The organism is Aestuariimicrobium kwangyangense DSM 21549 (assembly GCF_000421525.1).
Classification (GTDB): domain Bacteria; phylum Actinomycetota; class Actinomycetes; order Propionibacteriales; family Propionibacteriaceae; genus Aestuariimicrobium; species Aestuariimicrobium kwangyangense.
Map to the genome: position 1 here is coordinate 194,564 of NZ_ATXE01000004.1, position 19,572 is coordinate 214,135.

Consider the following 19,572-nt stretch of genomic DNA (forward strand, 5'->3'; position numbering starts at 1 on the left):
TAGATCCGGCCTTCGGGCCCCCGTTCAGAGGGGGACCACCACTCCGGTGCGCGCTGACCGGTAGAGCCCCAGCACCAACGCCAGAGAGCTGCGGTGCTCGACCAACGGCACCGGCGGACGAACCCCCTCCCCCACCCCGAGCCCGGTCAGGGCGTCGGCGATGGCTTCGTACTGGCGGGTGTGGCCCACTCCCAGGGGTTCCTCCCTGGTCACGGCCTCACGGAGGCCGGCGGGCAGGTCGTCCACCTGGTTGGTGCTCGACAAGGGGCGCTCGCGCACCTCGGAGTCGTCCTCGGCCGGGACCGAGCGGTGGAGGTAGCGGAGCCGGTGGTTCTCGATGAGCGCCGACCCTTCGGAGCCCATCACCGAGAGGCTGACGTTCAGTCCGGGGTTGGCGGCGGTGGTGGCGTGCAGCGCAGCGAGGGCACCACTCTCGAACCTCACCACGCCCACCGCTGTGTCCTCCACCTCGATGTGGTGGGCGAGAGTGGCCGTCCAGGCGAAGACCTCCACGGGTCGGCCGAGCAGGTGCACCAGTTCGTCGAGGGCGTGGATGCCCTGGTTGATCAGGGCCCCTCCGCCGTCGTGCTGCCAAGTGCCCCGCCAGTTGCTGCCCTCGAAGTAGGACTGGGGACGCCACCACGGCGTGGACGCGATGGCCGAGGTGATCCTCCCCAGCGAACCTGCCTCGATCAACTCGGCCACCAGGGAGGTCGCGGGGTCGAACCGGTGCTGGCTGATCACCGAGACCGTCCGGCCGGCGTCCGCCTCGGCGGCAAGCAGGGAGTCGATCCGCTCCAGGGTGATGTCGGCGGGCTTCTCGATCACCACGTGCTTGTCGAGGTCGAGCGCTTCGAGGGCGACCGCGACGTGGGCTCCCGTCGGCACGGTGACCGCGACCAGGTCGAAGGACACCACTCGGGCCGCCTCGGACAGGGTGCGGAAGGTCGGCACCCCGTAGCGGTCACCCCACGCAGGATGGCGGGGGGTGCGTTCGACGACGCAGGCCAGTTCGATTCCCCGGGCGGCCAAGATCGCCTCGGCGTGCACCGCGGCGATGAAACCCGTACCCACGAGCGCAACCCTGGTCATGGTCGCAGTCTGGCAGCGGGCCCACCCCCGCAGCAGGCGTTGCCAGGGCTTGCCCCGGGCCGGGCAGCCTCAGCCCGCCATCCGCGGGTGGAACGCAGGTGCCGTCAACTGGGGTACACACAGCACCCGCGGGGTTCGTCCGAGCAAGGCGGCGGCGTGACCGAGTGCCGACTCCACGTCGGGAGCGGTGCGCGCGCCCATCGCCCGGGCGAGGTCGGGGCGCTCGGCGCCGGCGATGACCACCGCCTGGGTCTGGTCGAGGGCGACCCCACCCATGTAGACCATCGAGAACGCGTGGAACGGGTGGTAGCCGTAGTCCTCACGGTACCGGGAGACCAGGCCCTCGTCGGTGGAGAGTTGATCATGGAACTGCACCATGTCGCGGGGGTGGTCGACGGCCTGCAGCAGGTCGAAGGCCGGCCGGTAGCTCGGGAAGTCGGCGTCGTTGAACCAGCCGTCGCAGATGCTGGCGGCGATCACGATGGGGGCGCGCACCAGAGCCGCCTTGGCCCGGACGATCGCAGCGCCACACGCCTGCATCATCAGGATCGGGTTCGAGCCCATCCCGGGCCCGTAGTGGAAGGTGCGCGGCATGCCCAGCAACAGGACGTCGAAGGGGTCACCGTCGAGCTCGACGTCGGTGCGCTGGGCCGCCAGTGGCCAACTGGCGCGCTCGACCTCGCTGATCGCCCCGGCTGCCACCGCCAGCTGTCGCGATCGGGAGTCGAGCACCGCGTCGACGGCCAGGAACCGACCGCCCAAGTGTTCCTCCATGCGCTCGCCGATGGCCCGCAGCTGTTCGCGGAAGCGTCCATGGGGGGTGGCGGGTACGAAGTCGGGGCGGTACATCGTCCGCGGGGCGTGGTGGGCCGCGATCGAGCGCCACGAGGTCAGTCCGGTGGCGGGCATCTTCCAGCCGCCCGAGTACCCGCCGTACGGGTTGCCCGAGGCGTGCCCCACCAGCACCGAGAGGTCGGCTTCGACCGCGGCCCGGTTGACCTGCACCGGGTCTCCCAGGGACGACTCCCCCAGGTCGATCATGCCCTCGGGGTCCTCGGCGTCATGGTTGACGACCCTCATGCCGGCACAGCGCTCGAGCAGGTCGGCACCCAGGTACTCGGCCCACTCCTCGGGACGGTTCTTGCGGTGCAGTCCGATGGCGCACACGAGGGTGATGTCGCGGTCGCGCACACCGGCGGCAGCCAGTTCGTCCAGCACCGCCGTGATCGCCAGCCTGCGGTGCGCGGTGACGTGTGAGCCCCCCTTCACCCGGTCGGGGAAGCTGATGGTGACCGTTCCCCCGGGGCCGACCAGGTCTCCGATCGGGGGCATGCCCAGCGGTCGGGCGATCGCCTCCCGGGTGGCCCGATCGGGGTCAGCCAGCGGGGTCGGTTCGTGCACGATCCCCTCCCGGATCACCACTGAGTCGTCGGGGATCTCGACGGCCACGTCACCGTCGCCGTACTGAAGGTTCACCTGCATGCGCTCGACTCTGGCACGCCCGGGGCCCACAGAGGAGAGACTCCAGGCATGAAGTGCACGATCGCTCGCGTCCAGGACGCGAAGAAGGCCGGGCCGGACGACGGGTTCCGAGTGCTGGTCGACCGCTTGTGGCCCCGCGGGGTGAGGAAGCACGACCTGGACCATGACCGGTGGGCCAAGGAGTTGGCTCCCAGCACCGAGCTGCGCCAGCGGTTCGGCCACGACCCCGACAAGTTCGCGGACTTCCGCACCGACTACCTCGCCGAACTGCAGCACTCGGACGAGGCCGGGCGCGTCGCCCGTGAACTGGTGGGCCTGCCCACGGTGATGCTGCTCTACTCTGCCCACGACACCGAGCACAACCAGGCGGTCGTGCTCAAGGAATGGCTGGAGGGTCTGTCATGAGTGCGACGAGTGTGGGCGTCATCGGTCTGGGCGCGATGGGGTGGCCCATCGCCCACCAGCTGCGCGAGGCCGGCCGCGAGGTGGTGGTCACCGATGCCTCCGCCGCCGCACGGGATCGAGCCGCCGCGGCGGGCTTCAGCGTGTCCGAGACCAATGCCGCCCTGGCCGCCCGCGTGGGCGCGGTGGTGCTCTCGCTGCCCAATGACGCGATCGTCCGGCAGGTCACCCGGGAACTGTGGGCGACCGACGGCGGCCTGCTGGTGTGTGACACCTCGACCATCGGGCCCGGCACCGCGCGGGAGCTCGCCGACCTCGGCCCACACCTCGACACCCCGATCCTGGGGCGGCCGGCGGGCGTCGGCTCGTGGACGATCCCGGTCGGAGGCACCGAGTCACTGTTCGGCGCGGCGCGCGAGGTGCTCGAACCGCTGGCGCGGCGGGTCGTGCGGGTGGGTGACCCCGGTGCGGCGGCGGCGCTCAAGGTGTGCAACAACCTGATGCTGTCGGCCATCAATGCGGTCACCGCCGAAGCGCTGGCGCTCGCCGGGGCCTCCGGTCTCGACCCGGCCACCTTCGTCGACGTGGTGCTCGACTCGGGGGCCGCCACGGTGTCGGGCCTGTTCCGTGATGTCGCACCCCGGGCGGTGGCAGGGGACTTCGTCCCCGTCTTCTCGGTCGCCCTGATGCGCAAGGATGCCCAGCTGGCGCTCGACCTGGCCGCCTCCGTCGGGGTCGACCTCGACGTGGTCGCGGCCAGTCAGCGCCTCAACGACGCCGCGATCGAGGCCGGCCTGGGTGGCGAGGACTCGATCGCGGTGTTGAAGACCCTGACCGGCTGAGGACCGGCTGGTCGCCACTGGCCGAGGCCGCCGACTGGCGACCCCGGGTGGAGGGCCTGCTCAGAGCAGGTCGTTGATCATCACCGACTGCTCACGCCCGGGGCCGACACCGATGCCAGAGATGCGGCACCCGATCTTCTGCTCGAGGAACTTCACGTAGGCCTGGCAGTTAGGGGGCAACTCGTCGAAGGATCGTGCCTCGGAGATGTCCTCGGACCACCCGTCGAGGTATTCGTAGACGGGCGTGGCGTGGTGCAGGTCGGACTGGGTCATGGGCATGGTCTCGTGCCGCACCCCATTCACGTCATAGGCGACGCACACGGGGATCTTCTCCCATCCCGACAGGATGTCGAGCTTGGTGAGGAAGACGTCGGTGAAGGCGTTCACCATCGAGGCGTGCTCGACGACCAGCGCATCGAACCAGCCACAGCGGCGCTTGCGTCCGGTGGTGGCGCCGTACTCGCCACCCTTCTCGCGCAGGGCGTCACCGTCGTCGTCGAACAGCTCGGTGGGGAACGGACCCTCGCCCACCCGGGTGGTGTAGGCCTTGGCGATACCGACCACGCGGTCGATGCGGGTGGGTCCCACCCCGGTCCCGGTGCAGGCGCCGGCGGCGGTGGGGTTCGAGGAGGTGACGTAGGGGTAGGTGCCGTGGTCGACGTCGAGGTGCGAGGCCTGCGCGCCCTCGAACAGCACCACCTTGTCGGCGTCGAGGGCCTCGTTGATGACCCGGGCCGCATCGATGACGTAGGGGCGCAGCTTGTCGGCGTGGCTGAGCAGCAGTTCGGTGATCTGCACCGGGTCGATCTCGCGGCGGTTGTAGACCTTCAGCAGCAGGTGGTTCTTCTGCTCCAGTGCTGCTTCGACCTTCTGCCTCAGGATCGACTCGTCGAACAGGTCCTGCACCCGGATGCCCAGGCGGTTGACCTTGTCGGAGTAGGCGGGTCCGACCCCGCGTCCGGTGGTGCCGATCCTGCGCTTGCCCAGGAACCGCTCGGTGACCTTGTCGAGGGTGGAGTGGTAAGGGGTGATGATGTGCGCGTTGGCGCTCAGCAGCGGGTGCGGCACATTCACGCCGCGACTCCACAGGGCGTCGAGTTCGGTGGCGAGCACGTCCAGGTCGATCACCACGCCGTTGCCGAGGATGGTGGTGGTCTCGGGGTTGAGGATGCCCGAGGGGAGCAGGTGGAGGACGAACTTCTCACCGCCGACGACGATGGTGTGCCCCGCGTTGTTGCCGCCTGAATAGCGGACGCAGTAGTCGACGCGCTCACCGAGTTGGTCGGTGGCCTTCCCCTTGCCCTCATCGCCCCACTGGGCTCCGACGACGATGATGCCCGGCATGGTGTCTCCTCCGGATTGGTTCTCGTGGCGCGTCCGGAACCGCTGTCGCGGTGCCCTGACACGGCTCGAGCCCCGGTCGTCGAGGCACGGGACTGGTCACCGTGTCGCGGGGGGCTCGTGCCACACGAGTCTAGGCCACCCACGGTCGTCGACCCCGTCCGCGACCATGATCGTGGCCCGACCGTTAGCGGACTGTGATCCACCATCCTCGTCCGAACCGGCCGACGACGCCGGGGTCAGAACTCCTGGGTGTTGAGCTCCTGCCAGGCCTCCTCGGAGGAGTCGCGCAGGAACTGCGAGCACCGTTCGGCCTCGTCCACGTCACCGATCCGGACGCTGGCAACGGCCAGGGCCCACAGTGCGCGCAGGAAGCCCTGGTTGGGTTCGTGGTCCCACGGGATCGGTCCTGAACCCTTCCACCCAGCCCGGCGCAGGGCGTCGAGCCCCCGGTGGTAGCCGGTGCGGGCGTAGGCGTAGGCGGCCACGTCACCGCCCTCGGTGTGGGCGAGCAATGACCCCTCCGCCAACAACGCCCAGACGATGGACGAGGACGGGTACTCCCGCACCACGGAGAGGAAGCCGTCTCGTCCACGCTCGGCGAGCGCGTCGAGGGCCGGGTCGTCGGGCAGCCGCGTCGGGATTCCGGAGGCGGCCATCAGGTTCGGATGGGTCTCGGGTGTGGCCATGGTCGGACTCTATCGCTCAGCGCTTCGGCTGCAGCGGGAGCACCGGTTGCTGGAGTGCCCCGACCTCGACCAGCGAGCGCTCCAGCAGCGGGGTCAGCGAGGTGACGTAGGTGTTGGTGAGGTGGCTGGACTGTCGATAGATGAACACGTTGCCCAGGGCCACGGGGCACAACTGCAGGGCGGGCGGGCAGATCCATGGGTTCATGCTGACCACGGGGGCGTCGAGTTGCCGGGCGGCGTAGCGCAGGTCCGCGGTTCCGTGGCCGTCGTTGGGGACGAATCGGCAGTTGTTCTGGCCGCTGTTGCGCTCCACGCACTGGTAGACCGATTCCTGGGTGGGCGGGGTGGGGTTGTCCTCGATGAACAGCACCTGACTGCCCTTGGCCTTCAGTTTCGACAGCAGGTCGACCATGCCGGGTCCTGTGGTGCCCTGGGTCTCGGCGTAGGTCGAGGTGATCACCAGGTCGGGCGGATCGGTCATCAATTGGGTGAGCAGGGCCGAGTTGTACTGGTTGCACCCCGGGTACTGGGGGGTGGACGCGAACGCGCAGCCCGACTTGGCCAGCGTCTGGATCCTCCAGCCGTGGCGGGCACCGATCACCCGCAGCGCAGGCTCCCACTGGTCCACCTTGGAGTCGCCCACCAGGGCCACCCGGACAGTGCCGTTCGGGTCACCGACGATGCACTGGTCGGGTCGTACCGGGGTGTCCTGGGTCTTGCCCCGCTGACAGCCCGAGGCATAGACCCACGGCACGTCCTTGGCGGCGACGGCCACCGCCGGTACCAGCGGCTTCGTCACTGCCATCGCCGCGTCGAGGTCGGTCCGCAGGGTGGGCATCCCCTCGACGGAGGAGTTGTGGACCAGCGACAGGGCGCCGGTGTAGTCGCCGGTCACCGGCAGCGGCGGGAGGGGCGCCGTCGGGGTCGGGGTGGGCGAGGAGGACGAGCTCGGCGAGGTGCTCGGTTCGGCGGCCGACGCCGAGGCGGTGGCCTGTCCACCCAACACGTCGACCTGCGCCACCGCCGGCACCTGGTGGCGGACGACCTGGGCCACGGCCACCGTCACCAGCAGCATGACCGCTGCCATGGCGAACACCCGGCGGGGGTGCTTCTGGAATCCACCGGCGAATCGGATCGGGTCCTCCACCAGCCGCAGGGTGAGCATCGACAACACCAGCGTCAGCAGCACGATCACCACCCTCGAGAACCATCCCGCGTCGGGGTGGCGCAGCGTCCAGATCGCGATCAGCGGCCAGTGCCACAGGTAGATCGCGTAGCTGAGCATGCCGATCTGGCGCATCACCGGGTTGCCGAGGGCACGCGCGACCCCCGTGGTGTCGTTGATGTTGCCGGCGACCAGGACCGCGGCACTGCCCGCCACCGGGAGCCACGCCATCACCCCGGGCCATGGGTCACTTCGTCCGATCACGAAGGCTGACGCCACTACGGCCGTCACCCCGGCGCCGGCGAGCGGCATCGCCAGCCAGCGAGGCAGCCGGCGCATCCCCGCGGCCCCGCAGGCGACCATGGCGCCGATCGAGAGTTCCCAGAGTCGGGTGAAGGTGGAGAAATAGGCCCGACTGGCATCGTGGGCGGTGTACCACCAGGAGTAGAGGGCCGAGCCGACCGTGATCAGTCCGAGGCCGACCGTGATGGTCGGGAGCGCTCGCCTGCCCCATTTCCGTGCGACCAGCAGGCACACGATGATGGTCAGCGGCCACAGGATGTAGAACTGCTCCTCGACACCCAGGCTCCAGTAGTGCTGGAAGGCCGACGGTGCGGCGTCCTCGGCGAGGTAGTCGACGGAGCGGGCCGTGAGGCCCCAGTTGAGCACGTAGACGGTGGCCAACTGGCCGTCGGTGCTGAGCCGGTCCCACTCGCTGGTGGGCAGCAGCCACCAACCGAGCAGCAGGGTGGAGAGGAGCACGAGGGTGGCCGCGGGCATCAGCCGCCGCAGCCGCCGTGACCAGAAGTCAGCCAGGTCGAGGCGACCTCGGCGTCGGACCATGCCGATCAGTTGCCCGGTGATCAGGAATCCCGAGATCACGAAGAAGACGTCGACCCCACTGAAGCCACCCCTGATCCCCGGGACACCCAGGTGGTACATGACCACCCAGATCACGGCGATGGCCCGCAGGCCCTCGATGTCGCCGCGCACGGTGGAGTACTTGGGTCGACGGTGCACCACCAGATCGAGCAACACCCGTCGCCAACTGCGCCGGGGTGCGGTGGTCATGGCGCGCCGTGCGGCAGGCCGGTGGGGGTCAACGGTGGGCGGTGCGTCGGTGCCGGGCGGCGTGCCAGCGGCCGGAGTGGCTGGGCTGGGCGGTGTCTGCTCGGGGGTCCTGGTCGGGAGCGACTCGGCTCCCACCTGCACGACCGTCCGTGGCCGATCTGCCACCGCCTGGGCGGCGCGGGAGTCGACCGTGGCATCCGGGAGATCGAGCGGGGCCGGGGCGGACAGGTCGAACGTGGTGGGCGGCAGCACGGTGGCGGCGATCTCGCCCCCACCGTTCGGGCCGGCACCGACCTGGCCCGAAACGCCCTGGGCTGCACTGGCCTGGCCTGGACTGATCTGCTCTGGACTGTTCTGTTCTGGACTGACGGGGGCGGGAGCGGTCCCGGACGGCACCGCCAGATAACCCACCACCTCGGACGCCGGCTCGCCGGTGACGAGGGTGGCTGCGGGTGAGGGCTGACGGTCAGCCTCCGGCTCCGGGATTGGATCAGGATCTGGATCCGGTTCCGGGACGAGGGTGAGCAGGTGCGCAGGCTCCGGCTCGGGATCCGGCACCACCTCAAGCTTGGGCCGGTCGCCGTCAACGGGCAGCGCACGACGGCTCGCCACCACCGGCACCATCCTCATCGGGGGCGGGGAGTCGTCCACCTCGGGCTCGATCGGATCACCCTCGGAGGCCAGGGCGCGTCGTGCCGCCAACTGGGCCCGCCGCGCCGAGAGCACCATCTCGTCGACGAACCTTCGGCCGGGCCCGGGCTCGTGGTCACTGGCGTGTCCCGGTTCACCCGAGCCACGTCTCGACGTCTCGTCGGAGGAACCACGGGCGGAGCCGGACTGCACAGCGATCCTTTCGTGAGAGATGCGACACCACAGCCTAAGCCAGACCCATCCCGCGTCCGCAGGCGGCAGCGTAGGCTGGGCGGCAGCCTCGTCCGGCGTTCCCGGACGGTGCTGAACACCACCCCCTCAACCCTGTCTGCACGCCCCATCGGGAGGATCACCATGTCCGGGACCGCCGAACTGCACCGCGCCACCTTGTCGCCCAGCAAGGCCGAGGTACTGGCTGACTGGCTGCCCCGTCAGGACTGGTTCGAGGGCGAGGATGCGGGCGACCTCGAGATCCTCGACACCTTCCGGTTCGTCGACCCCGAGGGTGAGGTGGGCATCGAGACCTTCCTGGTCCGCTCCCACGGTGCGATCTACCACGTGCCGTTCACCTATCGAGGTGCTCCGCTCAAGGGCGCGGACCGGTGGCTGGTCGGCACCATGCAGCACTCCGTGCTCGGCGAGCGCTTCATCTACGACGCTCCCGGCGACCCCGTCTACCAGGTGGAGTTGACCCGCGTGATCAGCGAGGGCGACAGCCAGGCCGAACTCGAACTCGACGGCGAACCGCTGGAACACCGGGCGACCGCCCAGGGCTCATGGGTCGACCCGACGGCCGAGTCGTCCGGTGTACTGCGGATCGCCCGCAACATCGACGAGATCTCCGCCGTCCGCGGACGAGGCACCCTGACCGTGGACTTCGCCGTTGACGGTGGACGCCGCGAAGCCGTGGTGGCCGTCCTGCGCTGAGTCTGCGGGTGCCCACCGCCGGGGCACGGCACCAGTTGCCCTCGTGCGGCCCAGTTGCCCTCGTGCGGCACCAGTTGCCCGCGCCCGGCGCAGTTGCCCTCGTCCAGGGGTAGGGCAGGTGCAGCGGAAGAGGGCAATTGGGGCCGGAATGGGGCAACGGGCGAGCGCCGACACTCTGGCGCCTGTTCCACCTGTGGGTAACTTCGTCAACCGGTCCCAAGTTGTCCACAGACTTGTCCACCGCTCCTGATTCGAGCCGCGGGCGAGTTTGGCTGTGCCCATGGATCCCATCACCACTGCCGAACTGACCTCCTCGGGCCACTCCCGACGCGACATCGCCCGTCTCTGCGAGAGCGGCCACCTCGTCCGCATCGCGCGGGGTGTCTACCTGCGGGGCGCCACTGACCGGACGACCCGACACCTGGCCCTGGCCTCGTCCCGGACCCACGCCCTGGCCTTGGAGAGTGCCGCACTCGCGCACGGACTGCCCGTGATCTCCACACCCGAGCAGGTGCACACGGTGCTCGCCGGCAGCGGACGTTCGCGCGGCCGACCTCGTGAACTTCAACTGAGTGGTCCGCTCCCGCCGCGGCATCTGGTGACCCTCGGGTCCCAACTCGTCACCAGTCGAGCGCGCACGGTCGTCGACCTCACCCGACTGCGCGGTCTGGAGCAGGGGCTGGTCACGTGGGACGCCGCCCGGTGGACGGCTCGGATCGAGGGGCGTCTCGAGACCTTCGACGCCGAGGTCGCCGACGTGATCGCGGTCATGTGTCGGCGCAAGGGCATCGGGCGTGCCCGGCAGGCGCAGGGACTGTCGTCCGCCTACTCCCAGAGCCCGGCCGAGACCCGCAGTCTGTTCGCGATCCGCACGCTCGCCCTGCCCGAGCCGCTGCAGCAGTTCGAGATCCGCGACCAGCACGGACGCATCATCGGCGCCAGCGACTTCGCCTGGGAGAGCGAGGGCGTGCTGGGCGAGTACGACGGCGAGGGCAAGTACTGCGAGCTGGCTCGACCCGGTGAGTCACCGGCCGATGTGGTGCGCCGGGAAAAGCGTCGCCAGGAGGCGATGGAGACCGAGGGCTGGGTGTTCGCACGCTGGGGCAAGGAGGAGTTGGCGCGCCCACACCTGCTGCGGGACCGGATCCTCGCCGCCTTCAGGATCGCTGCAGGGCGGGGGACGATGCTGCGCGCCGGTTGAGTGGGGGTCCAGCGTCTCGGCTTTGCCCTCGTTGGGTTCCACCTGCCCTCGTGCGTTGCAGTTGCCCCCGGTCAGGGGCAGGGCAACTGGACGGAACGCGGGCAACTGGCGCGTAACCGGGGCAGCTGCGACGGAATGCGGGCAGGTACGACTGAACGCGGGCAGCTGGGACGGAACGCGGGCACCTGGGACGTAACCGGGGCAGGTGCGACGGAAGGCGAGCAGGTGCACCAGAACGCGCACCCCTCCCCCCCCCCCCCCCCCCCCCCCCCCCCCAGCGCCGTTTTCGGGGCATCCACGCCGGGGCGTTACGATGGCTCGGCGCTTCCAGGCGCCATCACCCTGATTTGGAGCGCCCATGCCCTCACGCCAAGACCTGCGCAATGTCGCGATCGTCGCCCACGTCGACCATGGCAAGACCACCTTGGTCGACGCCATGCTCCAGCAGTCGGGCGCCTTCCGCGAAGGTGCAGATGTCACCGCACGCGTGATGGACTCGATGGACCTGGAGCGTGAGAAGGGGATCACGATCCTCGCCAAGAACACCGCGGTGCACCACGTGATCGACGGCCAGCCGATCACCATCAACATCATCGACACCCCTGGCCACGCCGACTTCGGTGGCGAGGTCGAGCGAGGCCTGTCGATGGTCGACGGCATCGTCCTGCTGGTCGACGCGTCCGAGGGCCCGCTGCCGCAGACCCGCTTCGTGCTGCGCAAGGCGCTCAACGCCGACATGCCCGTCGTCCTCGTGGTGAACAAGGTCGACCGCGCCGATGCCCGCATCAGCGAGGTGGTCGACGAGACCTACGAGCTGTTCATGGACCTGCTCGACGAGAACCACAGCCAGGAGGCCCTCGACTTCCCGGTGATCTTCGCGTCGGCCCGCGCCGGCCGCGCCTCGCTCGAGCAGCCGGCCGACGGCGGCATGCCCGACTCCCCCGATCTCGAGCCGCTGTTCCGCACCATCCTCGACACGATCCCGGCGCCGACCTACGACGAGGGCGCCCCCCTGCAGGCGCACGTCACCAACCTCGACGCGTCCCCCTTCCTGGGACGACTGGCCCTGCTGCGTGTGCGTCAGGGTCACCTCAACAAGGGGCAGACCGTCACCTGGATGAAGCGCGACGGTTCCACCCACAACGTCCGCATCACCGAACTGCTGGTGACCGAGGGCCTGCAGCGCAAGCCGGGTGAGACCGCCGGCCCCGGTGACATCGTGGCCGTCGCCGGCATCCCCGAGATCACCATCGGTGAGACCCTCGCCGACCCCGAGAACCCGATCGCGCTGCCGCTCATCCACGTGGACGAGCCGGCCATCTCGATGACCATCGGCACCAACACCTCGCCGTTGGTCGGCAAGGGCGGCAAGGGCCACAAGGTGACCGCCCGTCTGGTCAAGGAGCGCCTCGACTCCGAGCTGGTCGGCAACGTGTCGCTGCGCATCCTCAACACCGAGCGTCCCGACGCGTGGGAGGTGCAGGGACGAGGCGAGCTCGCCCTGGCCATCCTGGTCGAACAGATGCGCCGCGAAGGCTACGAGCTCACCGTCGGCAAGCCGCAGGTGGTCACCCGTGAGGTCGACGGCAAGGTGCACGAGCCCATCGAGCGCCTCACCATCGACGCCCCCGAGGAGTTCCTGGGCACCATCACCGAGCTGCTCGCCGTCCGCAAGGGTCGCATGGAGTCGATGACCAACCACGGCACCGGCTGGGTGCGCATGGAGTTCATCGTGCCTGCCCGTGGACTGATCGGGTTCCGCACCCAGTTCATGACCGAGACCCGCGGCACGGGCATCGCCCACCACGTCAGCGAGGGCTACGAGCCATGGGCCGGCGAGATTCGTTCGCGTGAGTCCGGGTCGCTGGTGAGCGACCGCGCCGGCAAGGCCTCGGCCTATGCCATGACCAACCTGCAGGAGCGCGGCACCCTCTTCATCGAGCCCACCACCGAGGTCTACGAGGGCATGATCGTCGGCGAGAACTCCCGCGCGGACGACATGGACGTCAACATCACCAAGGAGAAGCAGCAGACCAACGTGCGCTCCTCGACGTCCGACAACTTCGAGAAGTTGGTGCCGCCGCGCAAGCTGAGCCTTGAACAGTGCCTCGAGTTCTGCCGCGAGGACGAGTGCGTCGAGGTCACCCCCGAGTCGGTGCGCATCCGCAAGGTCGAGCTCGACGCCAACGCCCGCGCCAAGAACCGCAACCGCATCAAGAAGTCCTGATCCGCGCGGGCACTGACCCCGCAGGCCTCACGCCAACTGGTCCGCCAGTCGGGTGAGCGTCTGCGAGGTGCCCGCGTCGATGATCATGGTCGCCAGGTCGTCGGCGCGGGTTCGTCCGTGGTTGACGATCACCACGTCGCGACCGGCCTTGGCCGCCCACCGCACGAACCTCAGCCCGCTCATCACCGTCAGTGACGACCCGACCACCAGCAGTGCCTCGGCCTCGTGCACGCGCTGCCACGCGGCGTCGACCCGCTCGGGTGGCACGGACTCACCGAAGAAGACCACGTCGGGCTTCAGCACGCCGCCACAGTCGACGCACTCGGGGACGACGAAGCTGTCGGGTTCGGCCAGGTCGGCGTCCCCGTCGGGACGAAGTTCCGCCTCGCCCGCCGGGATGCGCCCGGTGACCCGCGGGTTGAGTTGTTCCAGCCTGAGCTGCAGGTCGTCGCGGTGGCTGAGCCGGCGGCAGTCCAGGCACACCACCCGACTGATCAGCCCGTGCAGGTCGATCACCTCGGCACTGCCGGCCTGGCTGTGCAGTCCGTCGACGTTCTGGGTGAGCACCGGAGCCCCCAACGCCACCAGCGCCCGGTGCCCCGGGTTGGGTCCGGAGTGGCTGAAGCTGCGGTAACCCATCATCGACCGGAACCAGTAGCGACGTCGGGCCGACTCGTCGCGAACGAAGGCCTGGTACTGGATCGGGTTGGTGGGACGGGCGTCGGGCCCCCGGTAGTCGGGGATGCCAGAGTCGGTGGAGATTCCGGCCCCCGTCAGTGCCAGCCAGTTCCGGCCGCGCAGCACCCCGGCGAGGCGCTCGACGGCCTCGGCGGTGGGCGGATGGGTGACCGGCACGCGCACCAGAATACGACCGGCACACAGCCGGCCCGCTCACACCAGGGCGGCCGCCACCCGGTCGACGACCGATCGGCGCACCTGCGTGACCCCCACCGGCTCACCGTGACCCAGCACCGGCAGCAGCGAGATCTCGGTGAGGGCCTCGGACCCGTGTCCGAGTGCCGTGAGCACCACCGCCGCGAGCTGGAAGACGCCGCGCATGTTGCCGTCGTCGGACTTGACGGCCACTCCGGTGCCGTCGGGCAGTCCGATGGCGAGGCACCCCTCGGCGCCGCCCTTGCAGATCAGCCCCGGCACGGCGCGATGCAGCGCCAGGTCGTCGCGGTGGGTGCCGGAGACGTACTCCGGGAACTGGCGGTAGGCGTCGGCCACCTGCCGCTCGGGCCCGTCGGTGGCACCCGCGATCCGGCCGAAGGCGCGCGCCAGACCCGTCAGGCTCATCCCGAACAGCGGCGCCCCGCAGCCGTCGATGGAGGCGTGGCTCGCCTCCCCGGCGAACTCGGTGACCGCCTCGGCGATCGCCTGCTGCAGGGGGTGCGAGGGATCGCGGTAGGTGCTCGTGGGCCAGCCCGCTCGTACGCAGGTGCGCAGCATCGCGGCGTGCTTGCCCGAGCAGTTCATGGCCAACGGTTCCTTGTCGTGACCCTCCCGGATCCAGGCCACGCGAGCATCCTCGTCGAGGGGGAAGTCGGGCGTGGTCTGCAGGTCGGTGACGTCGAGACCCGCGCCTGCCAGCACCTCGACCACCAGGTCGCGATGGAACGCCTCACCCGAGTGAGATGCCGCGGCGAGGGCCAGCGCGGCCCCGTCCAGGTCGAGACCGGCCCGCAGCATGGCGATCGCCTGCACCGGCTTGATCGACGACCGCGGGAACATCGAGGCGTCGACGGAGCCCAGCGAGAACGACACCTCGCCGCCCGGACGGGTGACCACCACCCGCCCCCGATGCACGCACTCCACCAGGTCGCCCCGCACCACCTCGGTCAGCACCGGGTCGGTGTCGAGGGCGTCGTCGAGGGCAGGGTTGTCGATGCGGCTGAGTGTCATGTCCGTCATTCTGGCAGCCGTCGGACGGCCCGGCTCAGCGCCCACCCAGGGCGGCGCGCACCCGCCGGTCGAGTTCGAGTCGACGGCGGCGGTAGTCCACGGGGTCGGGCCAGGCCGCCTCGTAGCCGCGCTCCCCGGCGAAGGAACCCTCGGGGTCCATGATCGCCAGGACAGCCTCTCGTCCGACCAACTGCTCGGCCCAGGCCATCACGCGGGCGTCATGGGTCATGGTGCCCAGCACGCGGTGTCGCAGGCTCGGCCAGCACTCCCCCTCGGGCCCGGGGTAGACGACGAAGGGGTCCCCGGAGGGGAACCGTCCGCCGGCGGAGGTCTCCCGGAACGGATCGATGGGACGCACTGCGTACTGGGCCCAGTAGAAGTTGTAGCCCCAGTGCAGGAAGGTGTCGGCGCCCTGGACGAACATCTGCGCCGCCAGGTGGCGGTGGCCGATCGCATGCTGGGCGATGAATCGGTTCGAGACGGCGCGCGCCTGTCCGACGCAGTAGTAGACATTGCGCACGGTCAGCCCCCGCTCGAGGAAGTCGTGCACGTGGTCGGTGGCCACGATGGGGTGGTCGACCACGTCGGCGAAGTCGGGGGACGAGAGCGCGTCGATGATCACCGCACCCTCGAGCAGGTCGGCCACCACCGCACGGGCGGCCGCGTAGGCCTCGAGGTGCTGCTCGCTGGGCTCGTCCGAGATGTGCCAGAGCACGTTCTCGACACCCCACTCCGGTTCGAGGTGGTCGCGCAGGAAGGGGATGGCCTCGGCGAGGAACTCACGCCACGCCGGATCGGTGGCGGCGACGTGCCAGCCGAAACGCATCTGGGGTCCCTCGGCCGTGTCGACCCACACCTGGGGGGTGCGGCGGGCACCCCACTGGGTGAACAGGTGGGCAATCTCGACCTGACGGATGCCGTGCTCGCGCAGCAGCCCCAGGAAGCGGTCGAGCAGGTCGGTGTTGAACTGGTAGCCGTCCTCATCGTGCCAGACGCCCAGCAACTGCACGTTCGGACGATAGGTGCCCACGGCCGTGTCGAGGCTGGGAGTCCACACCGGGGTGAGCACGGCCGTCACGCCCATGTCGGCTGCCGATGCGATGTGGGACCCGATCGCCTTCCAGTGCAGTTCGGAGTGCACGGGAGTCTCGTAGTAGGCAGCCAGTGAGTCACTGTGCAGCCAGGCGATGTGCCGGATCGGCGTGGACGGGGCCTCGACGGGGGTGACCTCCAACGGCAGGTCGGCCTCGAGCAGAAGCCTTCCCTCGCCGGCCTGCTCGTCACCCCAGGCGCGCGGTCGGTGCACCAGTCGGACGGCGACAGGACCGGCGCTGACACCGGACAGGCCGAGGTCCACCCAGAACGAGTTCCAGCCGGGGCTGCGCAGGTCCAGGGCCGATGTCGCCTGCCCCTCACCCGAGGCCAGCGGCACCAGCAGGTCGGGGTAGAGGCCCGGCACGTCATCGATGTAGTTGTCGTCGTGCACGGGGAAGATCGGCATGTCGGCGGGCACGAGCGCCGCCCGGTGCAACGTCACCGAGGTTCCGGCGCAGCTGACCGTCAGGTCGAACTCGTCGGCGGGCAGCCGGTCGAGGTCCGGATAGCGCACGGCCACCTGGAAGCTGATCCGTTCGCCGGCATGACCCGTCAAGGGCACCGAGGTGTCGAAGGGACGGGGATCGCGCTTGGGGAAGACCTTCTCGAGGTCGTCGACCAGGACGGCGGTGAAGTGCTCGCTCATGGCTCCACTCTTCCAGCGCCCGGGCATCGGTCCCAGCCCGACCGTGGATTCGCGCGCCCTCGGTGACCGCGCTCAGCCGGGTAGACTCACGGGGTGAACCTTGCGGGTGTGCTGGTGGTCATCCTGATCGTCGCGGTCGGCCTGATCGGCCTGGCCGCGATCGCTGGCGTGGTGCTGTTGATGTTGCGCAGCGGACGGGTCAGCTTCGAGGAACTGCCCGCCCGCAGGAGTCAACCGGACACGTCCGCCCGAACCGTCGAGGAGAACTGACCCATGGCCTTCGAGATCCCCCAGAACCTGTCCAACAACCTGATGGGCGTCGCCTGGATGATCGGTACCTGGCGGGGCAACGGCCACGGGGTGCACCCGGGCCTCGACGGCAAGCCCGGCGAGCAGTTCGAGTACGGCCAACAGATCGACATCGTCGAGAACGGTGGCGACTTCCTGCACTACCACTCGCAGCTCTACACCACCGACGCCGCCGGGGCACCGGAGCAACCCCTGTGGAGCGAGTCCGGCTACTGGCGTCCGGCCCCGGACGGTTCGGTCGAGGTCGTGATGAGCAACCCCGAGGGCTGGGCCGAGGTGTGGGCGGGCAGCATCGAGGGGGCCAAGATCGAACTGGTCACCGATGCCGTGATGCGCACCCAGGGGGCTGCCGTCGCCTACACCGGTGGCCAGCGGCTCTACGGCCAGGTCGAGGGCGACCTGCTGTGGACCTTCGACCGGGCCACCGCCGAGCAACCCCTGCAGCCGTACCTGTGGGCTCGACTGCAGCGGGCCTGAGCTGATGACCATCGTTCACGTCCTCGCCGGCCCCGATGCCGGTCTCGTCTGGCACCACGGCAGCCCCGTCGCCGAACAGCGCGCCCTCGAAGCGGGCACCGGTGTCGTCGACTGGTCGCCGAGCCCCGGCGTCGGGCGGGGTGTCCTGACGGTCACCGGGCCTGACCGGCTGACCTGGCTGCACTCGCTGACCACCCAGCACCTCGAAGGCCTGGGCGCGGGCGAGCCGTTCACCGCGCTGGTGCTGTCACCCACCGGGCACATCGAGCACGTGCTGCACGGGGTGGACGACGGTGGGACGGTCTGGGCCTGGACCGAGCCCGGCCGGGTGGCCGACCTGGTCTCCTGGCTCGACCGGATGCGGTTCATGACCCGCGTCGAGGTCGCCGACCGTTCCGACGAGGTCGGCCTGGTCTGGGTGGGCGATGGGGTCGACACCCCAGGGGACGCGAAGCCGCTGGCAATCCGCCGCTCCCCGCTGGGCGGCCGTGAACTGTTCTGGCCCCGCGAGGCCCCCTTGCCCGAAGGCGTGCCCGTGGGCGTGTGGGCCGCGGAGGCGATCCGCATCGCAGCCGGACAGCCCCGCATCGGCGTCGACACCGATCACCGCACCATCCCCAATGAGATCGGGCTGCTCGGCACCCACCTCGACAAGGGGTGCTACCGAGGGCAGGAGACGGTGGCCCGGGTCCACACCCTCGGACGACCGCCACGCCGGCTGGTGCAGCTGATGCTCGACGGATCGGTCGACGCGCTTCCCGAGACCGGGTCACCCGTGAGGGCCGACGGTCGTGAGGTGGGGTTCGTGGGTTCGTCCTCCCGGCACCACGAACTGGGCCCGATCGCCCTCGCCCTGGTGAAGCGGAACCTGCCGGTCGAGGCGACCGTCGTGGTCACGGGCGTGGGCACCGACGACCAGCCCGGTAGCGACATCACCGCTGCCCAGGAGCCCCTGGTCGACCCCGAGGTGGGTCTGCACGTTCGTCCTCGTCTGGGCTGAGGGACCCCGTCCCACCGACATCCTGGGTCGCACCCACACCCTGGGTCGCGCCCACACTCTTGGTCATCTGAGTGCACCAGGTCACGTAGCGGGTGCCGTCGTCCTGGGGCCAGCCGTCGAGCACCAGGCCCGAGTCGACGTAGCCGAGACGTGAGTACAACGCCCGGGCCCGTGGGTTGTCCCACTCCACGCCGAGACCGGCGTGGTCTCGGCCTCGCTCCACGATGCGGTGCTCGAGGGCCCCGATCAGGGCGGTGCCCACACCCAGGGACTGCCAGCGGGCGTCCACCGAGAGCATCCACAACTCACTGGGCAGTTTGCGATGGTCGACGGCCCCGCAAGCCACGAGCTGACCGGTCGGCAACTCCCCCACCAGCACGTCCACCTCGCCGGCCCAGGCCAGGTCGAGGGCCTCACCGATGGCCGCCAGGTGCACCTCACCACCCGACCACCCGAGCCGCTGCGGGTCGACGTCGTCGCGTTGCAGGTCGCGGAACGTGATCGGCACCTGCAGCACCACCGTGCGCTCCAGTCCCGTGTCCATGCGAGCCAGTGTGGCAGCCTGAGCCCCATGCGTGTCGTGCTGCAGCGAGCCACCCGGGCCCAGGTCACCGTCGACGGCGAGGTGGTCGGACGACTGTCGTGCCCCGGTCTGGTGGCCCTGGTCGGCATCACCCACGCCGACAGCCGCGAGACGGCGGTGAGGATGGCCGCCAAGACGTGGGGCCTGCGCATCCTGGAGGCACCAACGGGCGGCGACACCGTCCAAGCGGAGTGCAGTGCCTCCGACCTGCACGCGCCGATCCTGGTGATCAGCCAGTTCACCCTGTACGCCGACGTGCGCAAGGGCCGTCGCCCCTCATGGAGTGCCGCGGCACCGGGCCCCGTCTCCGAGCCCCTCGTCGAGGCCTACGTGCAGGCCCTGACCGATCTCGGCGCGCGGGTCGAGACGGGCCGGTTCGGTGCCCAGATGCAGGTCGAACTCGTCAACGACGGTCCGGTCACCATCATCCTGGACAGCGAGTCCTGGGGCTGATGCAGAGCCGGAGG

18 protein-coding genes are annotated in these 19,572 nt (G+C 69.9%); 9 read left to right on the plus strand and 9 right to left on the minus strand.

Translation table 11 applies throughout. The features are described from left to right. Positions 1–24: 24 nt before the first annotated feature. Both H507_RS16815 and H507_RS16820 read right to left on the minus strand, forming a co-directional pair. Positions 25–1,092 (minus strand): Gfo/Idh/MocA family protein, encoded by a 1,068-nt coding sequence (locus tag H507_RS16815; RefSeq protein ID WP_022911100.1) that lies wholly within the window; start codon positions 1,090–1,092, stop codon positions 25–27. A gap of 69 nt (positions 1,093–1,161) precedes the next feature. Beyond that, complete coding sequence (locus H507_RS16820; protein WP_022911101.1) at positions 1,162–2,574, minus strand: lactate racemase domain-containing protein; 1,413 nt, start codon at positions 2,572–2,574, stop codon at positions 1,162–1,164. A gap of 48 nt (positions 2,575–2,622) precedes the next feature. Here H507_RS16820 and H507_RS0112840 point away from each other — a divergent pair, with 48 nt between their 5' ends. Next, on the plus strand, positions 2,623–2,979 hold the full coding sequence (locus tag H507_RS0112840; protein WP_022911102.1) for a DUF488 domain-containing protein: 357 nt from the start codon (positions 2,623–2,625) through the stop codon (positions 2,977–2,979). Continuing rightward, entirely contained in the window at positions 2,976–3,818 is an 843-nt protein-coding gene (locus H507_RS16825; protein ID WP_022911103.1) for an NAD(P)-dependent oxidoreductase, read from the plus strand. The genes H507_RS0112840 and H507_RS16825 overlap by 4 nt, the downstream gene beginning before the upstream one ends. A 60-nt stretch (positions 3,819–3,878) precedes the next feature. Here H507_RS16825 and H507_RS0112850 read toward each other — a convergent pair whose 3' ends face one another. The 3 genes from H507_RS0112850 to H507_RS0112860 all read right to left on the minus strand — a co-directional run bounded on the left by H507_RS0112850 (position 3,879) and on the right by H507_RS0112860 (position 8,927). Continuing rightward, positions 3,879–5,162 carry an adenylosuccinate synthase gene (locus H507_RS0112850; protein ID WP_022911104.1) on the minus strand — a complete coding sequence of 428 codons (1,284 nt, stop codon included), beginning with the start codon at positions 5,160–5,162 and terminating at the stop codon, positions 3,879–3,881. 236 nt (positions 5,163–5,398) lie between these two features. Continuing rightward, a complete protein-coding gene (locus tag H507_RS0112855; protein ID WP_022911105.1) occupies positions 5,399–5,848 on the minus strand; it encodes a DUF3151 domain-containing protein in 450 nt (149 codons plus the stop codon). Between the two features lie 16 nt (positions 5,849–5,864). Then, positions 5,865–8,927, minus strand: coding sequence for an acyltransferase family protein (locus tag H507_RS0112860; protein ID WP_022911106.1), 3,063 nt, complete (start codon positions 8,925–8,927; stop codon positions 5,865–5,867). Positions 8,928–9,089: 162 nt separating this feature from the next. Between H507_RS0112860 and H507_RS16830 the strand changes: the two genes are divergently transcribed. The 3 genes from H507_RS16830 to typA all read left to right on the plus strand — a co-directional run bounded on the left by H507_RS16830 (position 9,090) and on the right by typA (position 13,090). After that, entirely contained in the window at positions 9,090–9,662 is a 573-nt protein-coding gene (locus tag H507_RS16830; RefSeq protein WP_022911107.1) for a CG0192-related protein, read from the plus strand. Between the two features lie 280 nt (positions 9,663–9,942). Then, complete coding sequence (locus H507_RS0112870; RefSeq protein ID WP_022911108.1) at positions 9,943–10,863, plus strand: type IV toxin-antitoxin system AbiEi family antitoxin domain-containing protein; 921 nt, start codon at positions 9,943–9,945, stop codon at positions 10,861–10,863. Between the two features lie 358 nt (positions 10,864–11,221). Next, entirely contained in the window at positions 11,222–13,090 is a 1,869-nt protein-coding gene (gene typA / locus H507_RS0112875) for a translational GTPase TypA (RefSeq protein ID WP_022911109.1), read from the plus strand. 27 nt (positions 13,091–13,117) lie between these two features. Here typA and H507_RS0112880 read toward each other — a convergent pair whose 3' ends face one another. From H507_RS0112880 to H507_RS0112890, 3 genes are read right to left on the minus strand one after another with little or no spacing between them, the layout of a single operon-like run. Next, positions 13,118–13,945, minus strand: a complete 828-nt coding sequence (locus H507_RS0112880) for an NAD-dependent protein deacetylase (RefSeq protein ID WP_157438988.1) — start codon at positions 13,943–13,945, stop codon at positions 13,118–13,120. A gap of 36 nt (positions 13,946–13,981) precedes the next feature. Continuing rightward, positions 13,982–14,995 (minus strand): asparaginase, encoded by a 1,014-nt coding sequence (locus tag H507_RS16835; RefSeq protein WP_022911111.1) that lies wholly within the window; start codon positions 14,993–14,995, stop codon positions 13,982–13,984. Between the two features lie 34 nt (positions 14,996–15,029). Continuing rightward, positions 15,030–16,736, minus strand: coding sequence for a DUF4091 domain-containing protein (locus H507_RS0112890; protein ID WP_022911112.1), 1,707 nt, complete (start codon positions 16,734–16,736; stop codon positions 15,030–15,032). Between the two features lie 93 nt (positions 16,737–16,829). Here H507_RS0112890 and H507_RS17900 point away from each other — a divergent pair, with 93 nt between their 5' ends. From H507_RS17900 to ygfZ, 3 genes are read left to right on the plus strand one after another with little or no spacing between them, the layout of a single operon-like run. Further along, a complete protein-coding gene (locus tag H507_RS17900; protein WP_022911113.1) occupies positions 16,830–17,006 on the plus strand; it encodes a hypothetical protein in 177 nt (58 codons plus the stop codon). 3 nt (positions 17,007–17,009) lie between these two features. Continuing rightward, complete coding sequence (locus H507_RS0112900) at positions 17,010–17,522, plus strand: heme-binding beta-barrel domain-containing protein (protein ID WP_022911114.1); 513 nt, start codon at positions 17,010–17,012, stop codon at positions 17,520–17,522. A 4-nt stretch (positions 17,523–17,526) separates the two neighbouring features. Next, complete coding sequence (gene ygfZ, locus H507_RS0112905; protein WP_022911115.1) at positions 17,527–18,522, plus strand: CAF17-like 4Fe-4S cluster assembly/insertion protein YgfZ; 996 nt, start codon at positions 17,527–17,529, stop codon at positions 18,520–18,522. Here the strand turns inward: ygfZ and H507_RS16840 are convergent. Then, positions 18,455–19,066, minus strand: a complete 612-nt coding sequence (locus H507_RS16840) for a GNAT family N-acetyltransferase (protein WP_022911116.1) — start codon at positions 19,064–19,066, stop codon at positions 18,455–18,457. The two genes, ygfZ and H507_RS16840, sit on opposite strands and share 68 nt — an antisense overlap. A gap of 27 nt (positions 19,067–19,093) precedes the next feature. Here H507_RS16840 and dtd point away from each other — a divergent pair, with 27 nt between their 5' ends. Then, the gene (gene dtd, locus H507_RS0112915) at positions 19,094–19,558 is read left to right on the plus strand and encodes a D-aminoacyl-tRNA deacylase (protein WP_022911117.1); all 465 of its coding nucleotides are present in this window, start codon (positions 19,094–19,096) and stop codon (positions 19,556–19,558) included. The last annotated feature ends 14 nt before the right edge of the window (positions 19,559–19,572 follow it).